We start from the raw sequence: 17,553 nt of genomic DNA, 5'->3' as shown, positions 1-17,553 counted from the left end.
GATTTACTATAAGTGTTTTATATTTTCTCCGCATTACATTACATGCTGTATCATAATTGATGTGATGAAATTTATAACAGAGTTGCAAATAAATATGTAATGGAAAAATAGAATCACAATAGAATAAATTTAAATTGCATATACGATGTGTAAGAGAGATGATTTTGCAAAAAAATAACATTAATTTAAATTGAAAGGAATAAAAATTATGAAAGTAGTGATACTTGCAGGTGGATATGGGACTAGAATATCAGAAGAATCTCATTTAAGACCAAAACCTATGATTGAAATTGGAGGTAATCCAATATTATGGCACATAATGAAGGGTTATTCATATTATGGCTTTAATGAATTTATAATTTGTTGTGGATATAAAGGTCATATGATAAAAGAATATTTTGCAGATTATTATTTATATAGTTCGGATATTACTTTTGATTTTATGAAAAATAATAAGATGATAATTCACTCTAATGTTGCAGAACCCTGGAAAGTAACACTTGTCGATACTGGAATTGATACTATGACTGGTGGAAGGCTTAAAAGAGTTCAAAAGTATATTGGAGATGAAACTTTTATGCTGACATATGGTGATGGAGTAAGTGATATTAACATTACAAATTTATTAGAATTTCATAAAAAAAATAATAAAATAGCAACATTAACAGCAATTCAGCTAGAGGGAAAATTTGGAGTCCTTAATATAGATAGAGATAATACAACGGTAACATCATTTATTGAAAAATCTAAAGAAGATGGCGGTTGGATTAATGGTGGCTACATGGTTTTAGAACCTAAAATTTTTGATTATATTAAAGGTGATAATACGTTTTTAGAAAAGGAACCCATGGAGAATCTTGCAAAAGATAAAATGTTAAATGCGTATAAGTATAGCGGCTTTTGGAAGTGTATGGATACTCAAAGAGATAAAGAATTACTTGAAAAACTATGGAGGGAAAATAATGCTAAATGGAAGGTCTGGAATTAATGCTTGATTTTTATAATAAAAAAAGTGTTTTTATAACAGGTAATACTGGCTTTAAAGGAAGCTGGCTTACTAAGATTCTGATTATGGCAGGAGCTAAAGTTACTGGATTTTCACTAATACCTAATACCAACCCGTCTTTATTCAATATTATTAATATTGAAGATAATATCAATTCAATTATAGGAGATATAAGAGATTTAGAGCATTTAAAAAAAGAGTTATACAACTCTAAACCAGATATTGTATTTCATCTAGCAGCACAACCTTTAGTGAGAGAATCATATAAAAATCCAGTATACACCTATGAGACCAATGTAATTGGAACTGTAAATTTGCTTGAAAGCATAAGAAATTGTAAAAGTGTACGTTCGGTAGTTATTGTCACAACAGATAAAGTATATAAAAATAATGAGTGGGATTGGGGATATCGCGAAATTGATTCGTTAGATGGTTTTGATCCTTATTCTAATAGTAAATCTTGTTCTGAACTTGTTACTCATAGTTATATAAATTCCTTTTTTTCAGATCAAAGAGTGGCTATATCTACGGCCAGAGCTGGCAATGTAATAGGTGGAGGAGATTTCTCAGAGGATAGAATAATACCTGATTGTATTAGAGCCGCTATTAAGAAAGAAAATATTCTTGTTAGAAATCCACAATCTATTAGGCCATATCAACATGTCTTTGAGGCACTTTTAGGATACTTGTTAATTGCAGAAAAGCAATACGATGATAAAAATTTCGAAGGAAATTATAATATAGGACCAAATGAAGATGGGTGTGTTACTACTGCTAGTCTTGTGGAGACATTTTGTAACTCATGGGGAAATATAAATTGGACAAGTAGATTAGAAGATACCAATTTTTATGAATCTAACCTTTTAAAACTAGATTGTTCAAAAATAAAAAATAAACTTGGATGGAAGCCTAAATTGAGTATAAAAGAAGCTATCGATTTAACTATAGAATGGACAAAATATCATTATTTATATAATAATGTGAATAAATTAACAGAAAATCAAATAAACAGGTATTTTAGGATTTGATTATAAATAAAATAAAGAGGTGAGATAATATAAAATGAAAACATATATAATAGCAGAAATAGGAATTAATCATAATGGAGATATGAAAATAGCTAAAAAACTTATTGATATAGCAGTAATAGCAGGATGTGACGCAGTTAAATTTCAAAAAAGAACCATTGATAAGGTTTATAGAAAAGAAATGTTGGACAGTCCTCGTGTAAGTCCATGGGGGAATACTCAAAGGGCGCAAAAGGAAGGACTTGAATTTAATGAAAAAGAATACGATGAAATTAATGAATATTGTAAAGCTAAAGGGATAGATTGGTTTGCATCAGCATGGGATGTAGACTCACAAAAATTTTTACAAAAATATCGCTTAAAATATAATAAAGTTGCTTCAGCTATGCTTACTAATTATGAATTGTTAAAAGAAATTGCAAGTGAAGGAAAATATACTTTTATATCAACAGGAATGAGTAATCATGAAGAAATTGATAGAGCAATAGAAGTATTTAAAAATGAAAACTGTGAATTTGAATTAATGCATTGCAACAGTACATATCCGATGAAAAATGAAGATGCTAATTTATTAATGATTAAGAAATTAAAAGAAAAATATGATTGCAAAGTTGGTTATAGTGGACATGAAACAGGAACTCTAGTTAGTATTTGTGCAGTAACTCTTGGTGCCACATCTGTTGAAAGACATATAACTTTAGATAAAAAAATGTATGGCTCAGATCAAGGAGCATCTATAGAACCCTATGAATTATGTAAACTAGTCAAAGAGATTAGAGAAGTAGAAAAAATATTAGGAAATGGAGAGAAGTTATTAAGTCAAGCTGAATTAGAAGTAAGAAAAAAATTAAGAGGTTAATTAAATGATAAAGTTAATAATTTTCGATATAGATGGTGTTATAACAGATGGTTCAATTATAGTGGATGAAGAAGGAAGAGAACAAAAAAAAATTAATTTAAAGGATATTGATGCTATTTTTGAATTGAAATCTAGAAATTATATCATATCTGCTATAACTGGAGAAAATTCAAAAATAGTAACTTATTTTGAAAAAAGATTTCCATGGGATTATTTTTACTGTGGAAAGAAGAATAAGATTGAAGTAATAAAAGAAATTGAAAAGCAGAGTAAAATAAAAGCAGAAGAAATATGCTATATAGGTGATGGAAAATATGATATTCACCCTTTAAAATATGCAGGTCTTGGAGTATGCCCTAAAGATGCAATTAGTAAAGCTAAAAAGAGTGCGAATGTAATATTACAAAATAGAGCAGGAGAAGGGTGCCTTTGGGAATTGATTCCAATTATTGAAGATTACAATAACGAAAAAAGTTCACAAAACTACTTTTATAAGAGACTGGCTGAACATGTAGATATATTTAAAATTATGGCATCTGATAAAAAACTTATTGATGATGTAATGAAAATTGGTGATAATCTCATAAGCTTATTAAGTAATAAGAATCAGGTGTTTTTGTGTGGAAATGGCGGAAGTGCAGCTGATGCACAGCATATTGCAACAGAATTCATTAGCAAATTTTATAAAGAAAGACAGGCACTTAATGCAGAAGCGCTAACAGTAAACACTTCAACATTAACAGCCGTTGGAAATGACTACAGTTACAATAGAATATTTGTAAGACAATTGGAGGCAAAGGCTAAAAAAGGAGATATGCTTATAGGAATATCGACTAGTGGAAGATCTAAAAATGTGTTAGAAGCATTAAGATATGGAAAAAAAGAAGAATTAATTACAGTAATGCTAATGGGTGATTATTATAATGAAGAAGTTGAATATATATCAGATTATGTAATTAAAATTCCATCAAAAATTACTCCACGAATACAAGAAGCGCATATATTTGTAGGACATTTAATAGCAGAATATGTAGAATGTGGCATTTTAAAAAGATAAATTTCAGCACATAAAATTTAATATATAGAATTGAGGATGAAAATGAAAAGAGTTAATGGTATTTATGAAGAAAATTTAAAAGCACTTTTTGAAAAAAAACTTATAAAGAATAATTACAACTTTAATAAAATACCATTTATTTTATTTGGCGCGGGTAACCTTGGCCTTAGGACATTAACTGGTCTAAAAAAAATTGGAATTAAACCTGTTGCGTTTGGTGACAATGATGAAAAAAAAATGGATACAAGCATAAATGGTATAGAGGTGTTTAGCAAAGAAAAAATAATGAGTAAATACGGTGATAATATATTAATAGTATTAACTATATGGAAAGGCAGTACAGGTAAGGAAAAACGCGTATCAACTTTAATCAAGGGGCTACAAGAATTTGGATTCAAACATGTGGTGGATATTACAAAATTATACAATGACTATCCTGATACTTTCTTGCCATATTATTGTATTGGCAATCCAGAAAATGTATATAGTAGTGAGGATAAGATACTAGAGTGCTACAAATTATTTGATGATGTTATTTCTAAAAAGCAATACTATGAGCAAGTAAAGTGGAGAATTTCACATGATAATTGGGAGGAATTTGTTGATGTTGATTATAATACTTATTTTCAAAGAGATCTATATGAGCTGAATGAAAATGATATTATTTATGATTGTGGTGCCTTCGATGGAGATACAATAAGAGCTCTTTTGCATAAAAAGTTATGCTTCAAAAAGATAATATCTTTTGAACCAGATAAAAACAATTTTGATAAGTTAAAAAAATTCGTAGAAAAACAAGAGTCGTATATTCAAAAGAAGATTCAAATGTTTGAATATGCTGTTGGGAACAAAGAAGAAATTTTACTTTTTGATGCTACAGGGGATGCGGATTCAAAGGTATCGAATAATGGAGATTCTAAAGTAAAAAGCATAACAATTGATAACTTTGCTAAAGAAAATCCTCAAAATATACCTACTATTATAAAAATGGACATTGAGGGGTTTGAAAGAGAAGCTCTCTTAGGATCAGAAATTATTATTAAACAGCAAAAGCCAATACTAGCAATTTGCGTTTATCATAAACAGAGTGATCTATGGGAAATACCATTACTTATAAATAAAATAAGTGATGGGTATAAATTTTACTTAAGACATCATGTAGGAGACTGTTGGGATACTGTTTTATATGCAATTCCAAAAGAGAGGAGAAAAATTAAGGAGAAGCAAGTATGTGTAAAATAGGAATAATACAAGGCAGATTGTCTAAAAGACCTTATCCAAAGTTGCAAGGATTTCCAACTGACACTTGGGAACAAGAGTTTAAATATGCTGAAGAAATAGGATTCTATTCTATAGAATGGATTTTTGAAAAAAATAGATTTAAAGAAAATCCAATCTGGTCAAAAGAAGGGAGACAAAGAATTAATAACATAATAAAAAAAACTAATGTTAAGGTAAGTTCATTATGTGCTGATTATTTTTTAGAGAATCCATTTTTTAGAAGAATTAATTATTCAATAAAGGAAAATATAAATATATTAAAGGAATTAATTAAACAATCTTCGGAAATTGGAGTGAAAGTTATTCTACTACCTATATTAGAAAATGCTGAAATAAGATGTGAAGAAGATAAGAAGATATTATATGAAGTAATCAGTCAAAGTTTAAATATTTTAGAAGATTATGATATGAATATAGGGATTGAAACAGAGTTAGCTGCAGATGAATATTTAAACTTAGTTAAGATGTTTAATCATAACAATGTTGGAATTTATTATGATACAGGAAATTGTGCAGCTAAAGGATATGATATGAAGAGTGATATGGAAAAATTATTTAACTATATTATAAATATTCATATCAAAGATAGATTACAAAATGGGGGAAGTGTATTTTTAGGAACAGGAGATACTAATTTTAAAGAAGGAATTCCTTATCTAATGAAGAAGGGGTTTGATGGACCATTTATATTGCAGGCATATTATGAAGATGATTTTAAAAATACAGCTGAATATAACTACAGTTATATTAAAAATTTAATCAAGCGGGGTTATTAGTTGTGAAAGTTTTATTTGTTGGACTTGGGGGTATAGGACAAAGACATCTTAGAAATATTAAAGAATTATTAGGTGATGAAATTGAAGTGTATGCATTTAGGCAAAGAAAATATCAATTTGTTTTAGATAATAAACTTAATATAAAAAAGGGTTTAAATTTAGATAAACACTATAATATAAAAAATGTTAATTCGTTGGATGAAGCGTTTAAGAATAATATAGATATAGTCTTTATTACGAATCCAACTAGTATGCATATGGAAATTTTAATGAAAGCAGCTGAAAACAAATGTAGTATATTTGTTGAAAAACCAATATCTCATAATTTGAAAAATGTAGATAAATTAGTTACAAAACTAAATGAATATAAAAATATAACTTTTGTTGGATTTCAGAACAGATTTCATCCTTGTATTAAAGAAAGTAAGAAATTACTAGAAAAGAACGTTATAGGTCAGATTGTATGTGTTAATATAGAAATTGGTGAAAATGTTAGAGGATGGCATAAATATGAAGATTATAGGAAAATGTATGCCTCAAGAAAAGATTTAGGAGGCGGCGTAATTCTTAGTCAAATTCATGAATTGGATTACATTATTTGGTTCTTAGGTATGCCAAAATGTGTTTATGCAATTGGAGGTAAATTAAGTAATTTAGAGATAGATGTAGAAGATGTAGCAAGTATACTTTTAAACTATGAGCTTAATAATAAAAACATTCCTGTACATATACATGAAGATTATATTCAGATTCCACCATCGAGAAAATGTAAAATAATAGGTACAAAAGGAAAAATAGAATTCGACTTATTAAATTCGACTTTGGTATATTATGATGAAGATGGAAATGAAATGTTGAATAAAGTATATGAATTTGAACGAAACGATATGTTTAAAGAAGAGTTAAAAGTATTCATAGATGCTGTAAAAGATAAAAAAAGAACCATTATTCCAATAGAAGAAGGAATTAAGAGTTTGAAGATGGCTATTGCAATAAAAGAATCAATAAATAAAGGAAATATTATAAATATGAACGAGATATAGGTGAAAGATATGGATAATGCAGTACAAGATTTGTTTGATTTATCAAATAAAACAGCAATTATAACAGGTGGCGCAGGATTACTTGGGGTAAAGCATGCAGAGGCTTTAATGGAGTTTGGAGCGAATTGTGTAATTGTCGATTTAAATCACGAAAAAGCTAAAAAAGAAGCTGAACTATTGACTAAAAACTATGCAGGAAAAGCAATAGCATTAACAAATAATATTGTTAATAAAGATGAGGTTTATGGTATTTTACGTGAAGCATTAACAGAATTTCATACGGTGGATATACTAATTAATAATGCAGCCAATAATCCTAAATATGAAGATATTAATACAAAAACAGACAAAACTAAGAGATTTGAGACGTATCCAATTGAAAATTGGAATGATGATATATCAGTAGGATTAACAGGTTCATTTTTATGCAGTCAAATTATAGGATCTTATTTTGCAGAAAAAAATTCAGGGATTATTTTAAATATTGCTTCTGACTTAGGAATCATTGCACCAGATCAAAGAATATATCGTAAAATAGGAATAGATAATAAAGAGCAACCTACAAAGCCGGTAACATATTCTGTAGTTAAGACTGGACTAATTGGATTAACGAAATATTTGGCTACGTATTGGGCAGATAAAAATGTTAGAGCTAATGCATTAGTGCCCGGAGGAGTATATACAAATCAAGATGAAGTTTTTTTATCTAATTTAACAAATTTGATTCCATTAGGAAGAATGGCTAATGTTGACGAATACAAGGCTGCAGTCATATTTTTATGTTCTAGGGCATCATCGTATATGACAGGTAGTACATTAATCATCGATGGTGGAAGAACTTGTTGGTAATACAGTTATAATAAATGGGGAGAAAATTCTATGAGAATGAAATTATCAGATTATGTATGGAGTTATCTTGAAAATTATGGTGTTAAACATGTCTTTATGTTGCCAGGTGGTGGGGCTATGCATTTAGTTGATTCCCTAGGAAAAAATAAGAATATTGAATATATAACATTATTGCACGAACAAGCATGTGCTATGGCATCTGAGACATATTCAAGAATTGCTAATCATATAGGTGTAACATTAGTTACTACTGGTCCGGGAGGAACTAATGCAATTACAGGTGTAGCAGCGGCTTGGTTAGAATCTACACCGTGTTTGGTTATATCTGGACAAGTTAAGACTTCCGATTTAAAAAAAGAAACAGGAGTTAGACAAAAAGGTAATCAAGAAATAGGTATTGTAGAGATTGTAAAATCTATTACAAAATATGCGGTAACAATTACTGACCCTAATTATATTAAGTATCATTTAGATAAATCCTTATTTCTAGCCATAAATGGAAGGCCTGGTCCAGTATGGATTGATATTCCTTTAGACGTACAAGCAACTGTTATTGAAGTTGACGAATTAAAATCCTTTGATATTACCAAAGAAGAGAGATGTAATAGTTTTTTGTTAGATGAAAAGATCATGAAAACAATAGAATTATTAAAAGCAGCGAAGCGCCCTGTAATGCTTGTGGGACAAGGTATAGAAAGAGGAAGTGGAAGAGAAATATTTAGAGAGCTAGTTAAAATGTTAAAAATACCAGTTCTTACAAGTTGGATTGCTACTGAATTAATAGAGTTTGATAATGAGTATAATATGGGGAAGCCAGGAATGGTTGCAGGAAGATATTCAAACTTTACTATGCAAAATTCCGATTGCCTAATAGCAATAGGAACAAGATTGGATCCGTCCATGATAGGATATAGTTATGGTAATTTTGCTCCAAATGCAAAAAAGGTTATTGTTGATATCGATGAAAAAGAGATTGATAAAATTGATACGAAAGTAGATGTAAAAGTTGTCTCAGATGCAACAAAATTTATTTTGGAATTAGTTAAGAAATTAAAAAATAAAAAAGTGGTTATTAAAGTTGATAACTGGTTAAACAGGTGTAAAGATTGGAAGAGAAAGTATCCTGTAATGTTAGATGAGTACAAGGAAGATAAAGGGAATGTAAATCCATATTACTTTATAGAAAAATTATCAGAGGAATTAGCTGAAGATGATATTATTTTACCTGGTAGTTCAGGAGCTAGTATAGATGTCTTTTGGTTAGCCTTTAAAAATAAAAAGAATCAGAGATTATTATCAACAGGTTCGCTAGGAGCAATGGGATATGGAATTCCTTCAAGTATTGGTGGATGTCTAGCATCAGGAAAAAAGAGAACTATATGCATTGAGGGGGATGGGAGTTTACAGCTTAATATTCAGGAATTAGCAAGCATTGTTGGTATGAACCTTCCAATAAAAATATTTGTTTTTAATAATGGTGGATATTTATCAATTATGAATATGCAAAAAGCATATTTTAATGGGAATTTCGTTGGAGCAGAAAAAAGCAGTAATTTATTTATCCCCAATATTGTAGATGTTGCTAAAGCATATGGATTAAAGGTATATAGCATCTATAATCATGAAGATTTAGGAGAAAAGATACGAAATGTTATAAACACAAAAGGGCCAGTATTATGCAATATATTAATGAGTCAAGACTTTTCAATACAACCGAAGGTAGTATCAGAGGTTTGTGAAGATGGGACTATGAAATCCCGAACTTTGGAGGACTTATGGCCATTTTTAGATAAAGAAGAATTAGCGAAAAATATGACAGGCTATTTAGGAAATGATATGTTAGAAATAAATAATATTCATAATAAATTCGATTTATTCAAAAAGGAGTATGAAGATAATAAATTCGAGGTTATTATATATGGATGTGGAAGGGGTGCTGAAGGAGCAATAAAATTATTAAATAAGTACAATATTCCAATACAATGTATAATAGACAAAGATAAAAATAAACAAGGTAAATTTTATTTAGAAATTCCTATAATGTCATTAGAAAATATGATTCAGAAATATAAAAATGTGAATTTTAGAATATTAATTGCATCACCTAAATATGAAAAAGAAATAATAACATACTTAGAAAATTATATTAATAAATATAGAATATATAGTTTTGAATGTGAGCTATATTATTTATGCACATTTAATATAGAGGAGTATAAAAAATATTTATCAGAAAATTTAGACAAATTTGAAGAGTTATATTTTACATTACATGATGAACTTTCAAAAAAGACATTAGAAAAAGTTATAAAAGGAAGATTATCGGGGGAATTAGATTATTTTAGAGATGTATTTACCCATAAACAATATTTTTGCGATGATATAATTAAGTTAACAGAAGAAGAAATTATTGTGGATGTTGGCGCTAGTTGTGGCGATACTCTTAAGGATATAGTAAATTATACTAATAAGAAATTTAAGAAGATCTATTGTTTGGAACCAGATAAAATGTGTTTGGTAGATTTAGTGAATATTAAAGAAAGTCTTAAACTAGAGAATGTGACTATTATAGATAAAGGAGCTTGGGATAGGAATGAACAACTTAACTTCTTAAGTTGTTCCGATAATGTATCATCCAAAATAGTAGAAGATTCAAAACAACAAAATGAGAAAAATAATAATATTTATACAATAGAAACTATATGTATTGATGATGTAATAATGGACGAAGTTACATTTATAAAAATGGATATAGAAGGAGCGGAAATAAAGGCATTAAATGGTGCAAAACATATAATAAGAAAATACAAACCTAAATTAGCTATATGTGTATATCATAGAAATGAAGATATTTTAGAAATTTCACAATATGTTAGAATGTTAGTTCCTGAATATAAAATATATTTAAGGCATCATGGCATAAATGGTACAGACACTGTTCTTTATGCTATTCTTTAATTTTAAATTATTAATTCAATAGATATCTAAAAATGGCGTTTTTTACTGGAAAATAAATAGTTTATGCAATATATATTTTATTCATTTATCAATTAGTTTTGGAGAATTAATATGTTAAATAATATAATACTAGAAGATATTGAATATATCGTAAAAAACATTAATGTAAAAAAATGTGAAGGAAAAAGTTTTTTTATAACTGGTGCAAATGGATTTTTGGCTAGGTATATGGTTGAAGTATTAATATATTTAAATGAGCATATTTTAAATGAAGAATGTACAATAATTGCATTGTGTAGAAATAAAAAGGATGCAAGTGAAAAATTTAAAGAATATATAAATAGAAAATACTTCAAAATAATATTTCAAAATGTTGAAGAAAAAATTAAATATAATAGTAACATAGATTATATAATACATGCAGCTAGTAAAGCAAATACTAAAGAATTTGGAATTAATCCCGTTGGAGTGTTAAGTGCCAATGTTATAGGAACATATAGATTACTTGAATATGCAAAAACAAAAGATATAATAAGTTTTCTTTTTTTTAGTAGTGGAGCAGTATACGGTAATATTGACGAAACAAAAGAATTTGTTAAAGAGACACAATTTTATTCTTTGGATCCACTTGATGTAAGAAGTTGTTATGCTGAAAGCAAAAGAATGGGAGAAAATATGGCTTTTTCATACTATAAACAGTTTAATATACCAACTAAGATAATTAGAATAGGTCACACATACGGTCCAGGAATAAATTTAGAAGATGGACATGTATTTTCTGATTTTGTTAATAGAATTTTAAATAACGAGGATTTGGTAATAAAAAGTGATGGAACGGCTAAAAGACCATTTTGTTATATATCAGACGCCATAATAGCCTTTTTTTTAGTATTATTCAAAGGTAAAAATGGAGAAGCATACAATATGAGCAATAATAAGTGCTTTCTATCAATAAATGATTTAGCTCATATACTTGTTGAAAAAACATTTTTTAAAAAAGGTTTAAAGGTAATTAATAATACAAATGATAGAGACTTAAGAAGTATAGATAAAGCACAAGTGTCTGTAAATATTGGTAAAATAACGTATTTAGGATGGAACCCTGAAATTGGCATAGAAGAAGGATTTAAAAGAACTGTGGATAGTTTTCAAATTAATTGATTTAAAAGGATGGACATTTAAATGTGTGATTATAAAAGAATGATTTGTGAATGTTTTAAGAATAAAGTGAAAGATAATTATGTGAATGTATTAAAGAAAAGATTTAATAAATATAAATTTATTTGTATTTTTGGATGTGGAAATATAGGACAAGGAACACTAAATGACTTAGTAGAAGAAGGGATTAAAGTTGATTTTTTTTGTGATAATGACATAAAAAAAGTTGGAGAAATTTATAATAATGTAAAATGTATATCACTAGATGAATTAATAGAAAAAAAGGATGAAACTATTGTAATAATTGCAACTAGGTATTTTAAGGATATATATAACCAATTAAGCAAGTTGGGTTTTTCTAATTTAGATAGAATATTTACAAATAAGTTTGCAATCGATAATTATATGAAGAATAATCTAGAAGATACAAAAAATAAAATTTTTAAACTTATTGATATTCTAGAGGATGATGAGTCAAGACGAATTGTATACAGAATAATAGAAGAATGGAATACTTATATCTACAAATATGGACAGTTAGATAATATACATTCGGAAGATCAGTATTTTTGCAAAAACATTATAAACTTGTCAGAAAATGAAGTGTTTGTTGATGGGGGCGCTTATATAGGAGATACAATCGAGCAATTTCTTCTAAATTGTAATTATAGATTCAATAAAATAATATCGTTCGAATTAAATAAAAATAATTATGAAATACTTAATAAAAATATAAATAATTTGAATCTCAGAATAAAAAAGAAAATTGTTGCTCTCAATAAAGGGTTATCAAATAAAAAAATGAATATTTTCTATAATGATAAGGAGGAAGGCTCACGAATTAGCGACTATGGAGTAATTGAAGGTGAAACAACAACTATAGATTCTGAGTTGAAAAATGAAATGGTAACTTTTGTTAAAATGGATATAGAGGGATCCGAATTAGAGGCACTTTATGGTGCAAAAAACATTATACAAAAATGTAAACCCAAATTGGCTATTTGTCTCTATCATAAACCCCAAGATTTGTGGGAGATACCATTTTATATAAAAGAAATTTTGCCGGATTATAAAATATTTATTAGACATCATACTGATTTATTAAATGAAACTGTTTGTTACGCTATATTAGATTAGGCAATTATAATTATTTTAAGTTCTAGCCATTAATTGTTTGTTATCTTATATCGAATTAGAGAAGGAGGTATGCGATGTTAAAAGAAATTATAGAAGAATACAAAAATGGAATAATTAGCAGCAAGGAATATTGTGGAAAAATATTTTTAATACATGAAATATTATTGGAATACCCTGAGTTATTAAAAAATTCCTTGGTAAAAAATATAAACATAACTAAAGATGGAGTAATAGTAGAAATAGAAAGTAATGATAATAATATAAAAATGAAGGTGCATAGTTTAGATTCATGTGCTGTACCAGTTACAATAATGAACATTGGTGAATATGAGAAAAATGAATTAGATATTAGTTTGAATATACTAAAAATGATTGGTGATACTTCTGTTATATTTGATGTTGGAGCAAATTTAGGATGGTATACTCTTAATATGGCTAAAACAATAAAGAATAGTAAGATTTATTCATTTGAACCAATACAAGATACATTTGAAAAACTAAAAACCAATCTATTATTAAATAATATAAGTGATAAAAATATATATAATTTTGGATTTTATAGTGAGAATAAAGTTTTAGAATTCTTTTATGATATTTTTGCATCTGGTGCATCATCTATACAAAATTTAAGAGAATTAGATACAACTAAGATAGTAAAATGCAATGTGAAAAAGTTAGATGATTTTGTGACAGAAAATGGTATTGATAATTTGGATTTTATAAAATGTGATGTTGAAGGGTCAGAATTATTTGTTTATAAAGGTGGAATTGAAAGTATTAAGAAATTTAAACCAGTTATTTTTTCTGAAATGCTTAGAAAGTGGTCGGCCAAATTTGGTTATCATCCCAATGAAATTATTGATTTATTTGGAGATATCGGATACAAATGTTTTGTGATTTCTAACAGAGGCTTAAAAGAATTTAAAAGAGTAGATGAAGAAACAATAGAAACTAATTATTTCTTTTTACATCCAGATAAACATAGAGATATTATTAATAATATGAGTAATAAAAGTGGACTTTCAAATAAAGAAAATTGAATATATTGAGGTATAATAATGAGTTAGAAAAAATGTGGAGTGATTAAAATGAGTATCACAAATTATAACGAAAGTTCTGCAAGAATTGAAATATTAAATAAAGCAAAGCAATTTTTTAAAGAAAAAAACTCAGAACAAAAATTCGTATATGGCGAAACATATATACCAGCATCAGGAAAGGTAATAGATGAAGATGATTTAGCTAATTTAATAGATGCGTCTCTTGACATGTGGCTTACATCAGGAAGATATGCAGATCAATTCGAAAGAGAATTTGCTGAATTTATAGGTGCAAGATATTGTTCAATTGTAAACTCGGGTTCATCTGCAAATTTAGCTGCAGTAACAGCTCTTACATCTTATACTCTTGGAGAAAGGAGATTAAGATTAGGAGATGAGGTAATAACTATTGCAGCAGGCTTTCCAACAACAGTAGGACCATTAATTCAAAATGGACTTATACCAGTATTTGTTGATGTAGAACTTGGAACTTATAATCTTAAAGTAGAACAGTTAGAAAAGGCAATATCTAATAAAACAAGAGCTATAGTGTTAGCACATACATTAGGAAATCCATTTAATTTGGATAAGGTAATGGAATTAGCTAAAAAACATGATTTGTGGGTGATAGAAGATAACTGTGATGCACTTGGTTCAGAATATGATGGAAAATATACTGGAGCTTTTGGACATATATCTACATTTAGTTTTTATCCAGCTCATCAAATAACTATGGGAGAAGGTGGAGCCGTAGTTACCAATGATGCAAAATTATACAAGATAATATGTTCTATACGGGATTGGGGAAGAGATTGTATATGTCCACCAGGAAAAGATAATTTTTGTGGTAAGAGGTTTACACAGCAGCTTGGTGAATTACCATTTGGATATGATCATAAATATGTATATTCCCACTTTGGATATAATTTAAAGGTAACGGATATGCAAGCAGCAATAGGAATATCGCAACTCAAAAAATTACCCAAATTTATAATGAAAAGAAGAGAAAATTACAAAAAATTATATGAAGGGTTAAAACAGTTTGAAAAATATTTATTATTACCAAAAGCAACGGAAAATAGTGATCCAAGTTGGTTTGGTTTTATTATTACTATTAGAGAAAATAATAATTATAATAGAAATAATTTAATTGAATTTTTAGAGAAAAGAAATATAGGGACAAGATTATTATTTGCGGGGAATATATTAAGACAACCATTATTTACAGAAAGTCATACACATTATCGAGTTATTGGAAATTTAACTAATACCGATATAATTATGAATAATACATTTTGGATTGGCGTATGGCCAGGAATAGATGATGAACAAATAGATTATATGATATCACAATTTAAATTATATTTTAGTTAATATAATTTAAACAATGATGAAATAATAACAAATTTTATAACCCAGTAGAAAAGCAATACCGTAGCTCTACTGGGTTTATTATATCATCTGATTATCTATACTGGTACGCGCCCATTTTTTGACGATTACAATAAAAGTATTAACTAATTCTTTTCATTACCTTTCTAATTTTTCTCTGATAATAGAATTGTTTGCATCATATAGAGAGCTTCGGCATCTACTATTTCATACATTTTTATAGATCTTATAAATAGCTCATATGCTGCATTAAAATATCTATATTTATAATAGAGCTTTCCTAAAAGTATTAATAAATTCTCATCATAAATAAGATTTAAAAGCTGAACAGCCTTTTCAAATTGTTCAAGGCAATTTGCTCTTAATAATATTTCTAATAGATTAAAAATCGGTTTTATAAATTTTTTTGAATTTTCTTTATTGTTTGCTAATTGGGTGTATTTGTTTTCTTTAATTATAGAAATGAAAGTTTTATAAACCATAGTTTCTTCAGATTCGTCAAAATTTCGAGTGATATTTAGCAAATTATCTACGTTTTCATAGTTTTTAACAAACAATTCACATAATATACTACAATAAATAGCATCCTTATAATGTTCGCCCTCTTTGATTTTATACAAAGATTCTAAAGATTCATTGTAATTTCCTAGATAAAATAAATATATGCCTTTATAAAAAGATATCTCAAGGATATTCTCATTGAAGCTTTCTGCTTTCTCAACATAATTGTATGCAATGTCAAACTTGTTTTGATTATAAAAAACTTTTGATAATAAAAGGTTTGTTTCTTGATTAATATTGTCAAAATAACTTTCAAGTTTTTTTTCAATTTCATCTATAGATATGTTTTTGATAGCCATAGTCTCAGACATTTTGAAAATAGCATCAGAAAATTTAGGATTTAATTTTAGGACTTCATCAAAACATTTGTATGATGCATTATAATCACCTATGTTAGAATAAATAATTCCTAAAATATAATAAGGTCTATAGGTTCCAACGCCTAAACATTCTCTTAAAAGAACTGGGGATTCGCCCATGGATATACATTTTTTTGCAGATTCCATTGCAGGGAAATACTGTTTTTTTGTAAAAAAAATATTTGTCCTGTAGAATTCAAAATCCGTGCATTTCGGATAAAATTTTAAACCATCTTCAATCAATGTTAAACAGTCATCAAAATTTTGAAGCTTTTCATTACAAACAATCATTTTTAATATTAATTTAAATCCAAATCCAAACGAAGGGTTAAAGTTTTTATAAGCTTTTTTTAAATATTTTAAAGCTTCTTCATATTTATGATTAGCTATATATTCAGTGCTCATATTATAAAGCATAAAGGCATCGTCAGGATTTTCTTCTAATTTTTTTTGTATAATGTCTATATTTCTTTTTCTTTTATTTTTTTCATTAACAACTTTATCTAAATAACCATAATGATAAAATTTAATATCTACAATTTCAATGAAATCTTGTTTATTGGTAGCTTCGTCACCAAGTGTAATTTGTTCATGAATATCTCCTGAAAATTTATATCCTTTACCATTTTTAATAAGACGTATATTCATACTTGAGAGTATAGTATTATCAGAAAAATCTCCTAAATAGCTTAAAGTTTCACCATAGTATACATCTGATTTGTTATTTTTGTTATTAATTAGTTTAATCACCTTATCTTTATCTTCACTTTTTAGTACATCATCTGCATCCATAATTAAAATCCAATCCTTTGAAGCTTTGCTTAATGAGTAATTTCTAGCATTAGCAAAACTGTTATCCCATTTATAAAAAAATATCTTAGCATTATATTTTTCTGCTATTTTTATGGTATTATCCGTTGAACCTGTATCTACTATTATCATTTCGTCAACAATGTCTTTGATGCTTTCAAGACAGCGCTCTAGGTTCTTTTCTTCATTTTTAACAATCATACATAAACTTAATGGCATATTATTATTCTCCTTATAAA

Annotated in this window: 13 protein-coding genes and 2 pseudogenes; 14 read left to right on the top strand and 1 reads right to left on the bottom strand. The window is 27.7% G+C overall.

Features of this window, described 5'->3' with window-relative positions; all coding sequences use genetic code 11:
* Nucleotides 1–208: 208 nt before the first annotated feature.
* From rfbF to rfbH, 14 genes and pseudogenes are all read left to right on the top strand, one after another.
* Nucleotides 209–988 (top strand): glucose-1-phosphate cytidylyltransferase, encoded by a 780-nt coding sequence (gene rfbF / locus D2A34_RS12195; RefSeq protein WP_119366790.1) that lies wholly within the window; start codon nt 209–211, stop codon nt 986–988.
* The gene (gene rfbG / locus D2A34_RS12190) at nt 970–2,034 is read left to right on the top strand and encodes a CDP-glucose 4,6-dehydratase (RefSeq protein WP_119366789.1); all 1,065 of its coding nucleotides are present in this window, start codon (nt 970–972) and stop codon (nt 2,032–2,034) included. Before rfbF ends, rfbG begins: the two co-directional genes overlap by 19 nt.
* Nucleotides 2,035–2,068: 34 nt before the next feature.
* The gene (locus D2A34_RS12185; protein WP_119366788.1) at nt 2,069–2,893 is read left to right on the top strand and encodes an N-acetylneuraminate synthase family protein; all 825 of its coding nucleotides are present in this window, start codon (nt 2,069–2,071) and stop codon (nt 2,891–2,893) included.
* Between the two features lie 4 nt (nt 2,894–2,897).
* Nucleotides 2,898–3,305: pseudogene (locus D2A34_RS27650) on the top strand (HAD hydrolase family protein); the annotation flags it as partial.
* 150 nt (nt 3,306–3,455) lie between these two features.
* Nucleotides 3,456–3,747, top strand: a pseudogene (locus D2A34_RS27645) (D-sedoheptulose-7-phosphate isomerase); the annotation flags it as partial.
* Between the two features lie 245 nt (nt 3,748–3,992).
* On the top strand, nt 3,993–5,192 hold the full coding sequence (locus D2A34_RS12175) for an FkbM family methyltransferase (protein ID WP_182629364.1): 1,200 nt from the start codon (nt 3,993–3,995) through the stop codon (nt 5,190–5,192).
* Entirely contained in the window at nt 5,180–6,007 is an 828-nt protein-coding gene (locus D2A34_RS12170; RefSeq protein WP_119366785.1) for a sugar phosphate isomerase/epimerase family protein, read from the top strand. The genes D2A34_RS12175 and D2A34_RS12170 overlap by 13 nt, the downstream gene beginning before the upstream one ends.
* Nucleotides 6,008–6,009: 2 nt before the next feature.
* Entirely contained in the window at nt 6,010–7,050 is a 1,041-nt protein-coding gene (locus tag D2A34_RS12165) for a Gfo/Idh/MocA family protein (protein WP_119366784.1), read from the top strand.
* A 9-nt stretch (nt 7,051–7,059) separates the two neighbouring features.
* On the top strand, nt 7,060–7,899 hold the full coding sequence (locus D2A34_RS12160) for an SDR family oxidoreductase (protein ID WP_119366783.1): 840 nt from the start codon (nt 7,060–7,062) through the stop codon (nt 7,897–7,899).
* 30 nt (nt 7,900–7,929) lie between these two features.
* Nucleotides 7,930–10,857 (top strand): FkbM family methyltransferase, encoded by a 2,928-nt coding sequence (locus D2A34_RS12155; protein WP_119366782.1) that lies wholly within the window; start codon nt 7,930–7,932, stop codon nt 10,855–10,857.
* 111 nt (nt 10,858–10,968) lie between these two features.
* Nucleotides 10,969–12,018, top strand: coding sequence for an NAD-dependent epimerase/dehydratase family protein (locus D2A34_RS12150; RefSeq protein ID WP_119366781.1), 1,050 nt, complete (start codon nt 10,969–10,971; stop codon nt 12,016–12,018).
* 21 nt (nt 12,019–12,039) lie between these two features.
* Nucleotides 12,040–13,152, top strand: coding sequence for an FkbM family methyltransferase (locus D2A34_RS12145; protein WP_119366780.1), 1,113 nt, complete (start codon nt 12,040–12,042; stop codon nt 13,150–13,152).
* 74 nt (nt 13,153–13,226) lie between these two features.
* The gene (locus D2A34_RS12140) at nt 13,227–14,192 is read left to right on the top strand and encodes an FkbM family methyltransferase (protein WP_119366779.1); all 966 of its coding nucleotides are present in this window, start codon (nt 13,227–13,229) and stop codon (nt 14,190–14,192) included.
* A 48-nt stretch (nt 14,193–14,240) separates the two neighbouring features.
* Nucleotides 14,241–15,566: a lipopolysaccharide biosynthesis protein RfbH gene (gene rfbH / locus D2A34_RS12135; RefSeq protein WP_119366778.1), complete on the top strand. Its 1,326-nt coding sequence runs from the start codon at nt 14,241–14,243 to the stop codon at nt 15,564–15,566.
* A 164-nt stretch (nt 15,567–15,730) separates the two neighbouring features.
* On the opposite strand, the gene D2A34_RS12130 is transcribed toward rfbH, so the two are convergent.
* Complete coding sequence (locus tag D2A34_RS12130) at nt 15,731–17,533, bottom strand: tetratricopeptide repeat-containing glycosyltransferase family 2 protein (RefSeq protein ID WP_119366777.1); 1,803 nt, start codon at nt 17,531–17,533, stop codon at nt 15,731–15,733.
* Nucleotides 17,534–17,553 lie beyond the last annotated feature (20 nt).

The organism is Clostridium chromiireducens (assembly GCF_003575225.1).
Lineage (GTDB): Bacteria > Bacillota > Clostridia > Clostridiales > Clostridiaceae > Clostridium > Clostridium chromiireducens.
This window is presented reverse-complemented; position numbering and strand designations above follow the sequence as displayed.

Bases quoted from the DNA above. Each gene is read 5' to 3' on its own strand.
- rfbF (WP_119366790.1), top strand. From the start codon at position 209: ATGAAAGTAGTGATACTTGCAGGTGGATATGGGACTAGAATATCAGAA.
- rfbG (WP_119366789.1), top strand. From the start codon at position 970: ATGGAAGGTCTGGAATTAATGCTTGATTTTTATAATAAAAAAAGTGTT.
- D2A34_RS12185 (WP_119366788.1), top strand. From the start codon at position 2,069: ATGAAAACATATATAATAGCAGAAATAGGAATTAATCATAATGGAGAT.
- D2A34_RS12175 (WP_182629364.1), top strand. From the start codon at position 3,993: ATGAAAAGAGTTAATGGTATTTATGAAGAAAATTTAAAAGCACTTTTT.
- D2A34_RS12170 (WP_119366785.1), top strand. From the start codon at position 5,180: ATGTGTAAAATAGGAATAATACAAGGCAGATTGTCTAAAAGACCTTAT.
- D2A34_RS12160 (WP_119366783.1), top strand. From the start codon at position 7,060: ATGGATAATGCAGTACAAGATTTGTTTGATTTATCAAATAAAACAGCA.
- D2A34_RS12155 (WP_119366782.1), top strand. From the start codon at position 7,930: ATGAGAATGAAATTATCAGATTATGTATGGAGTTATCTTGAAAATTAT.
- D2A34_RS12150 (WP_119366781.1), top strand. From the start codon at position 10,969: ATGTTAAATAATATAATACTAGAAGATATTGAATATATCGTAAAAAAC.
- D2A34_RS12145 (WP_119366780.1), top strand. From the start codon at position 12,040: ATGTGTGATTATAAAAGAATGATTTGTGAATGTTTTAAGAATAAAGTG.
- D2A34_RS12140 (WP_119366779.1), top strand. From the start codon at position 13,227: ATGTTAAAAGAAATTATAGAAGAATACAAAAATGGAATAATTAGCAGC.
- rfbH (WP_119366778.1), top strand. From the start codon at position 14,241: ATGAGTATCACAAATTATAACGAAAGTTCTGCAAGAATTGAAATATTA.
- D2A34_RS12130 (WP_119366777.1), bottom strand. From the start codon at position 17,533: ATGCCATTAAGTTTATGTATGATTGTTAAAAATGAAGAAAAGAACCTA.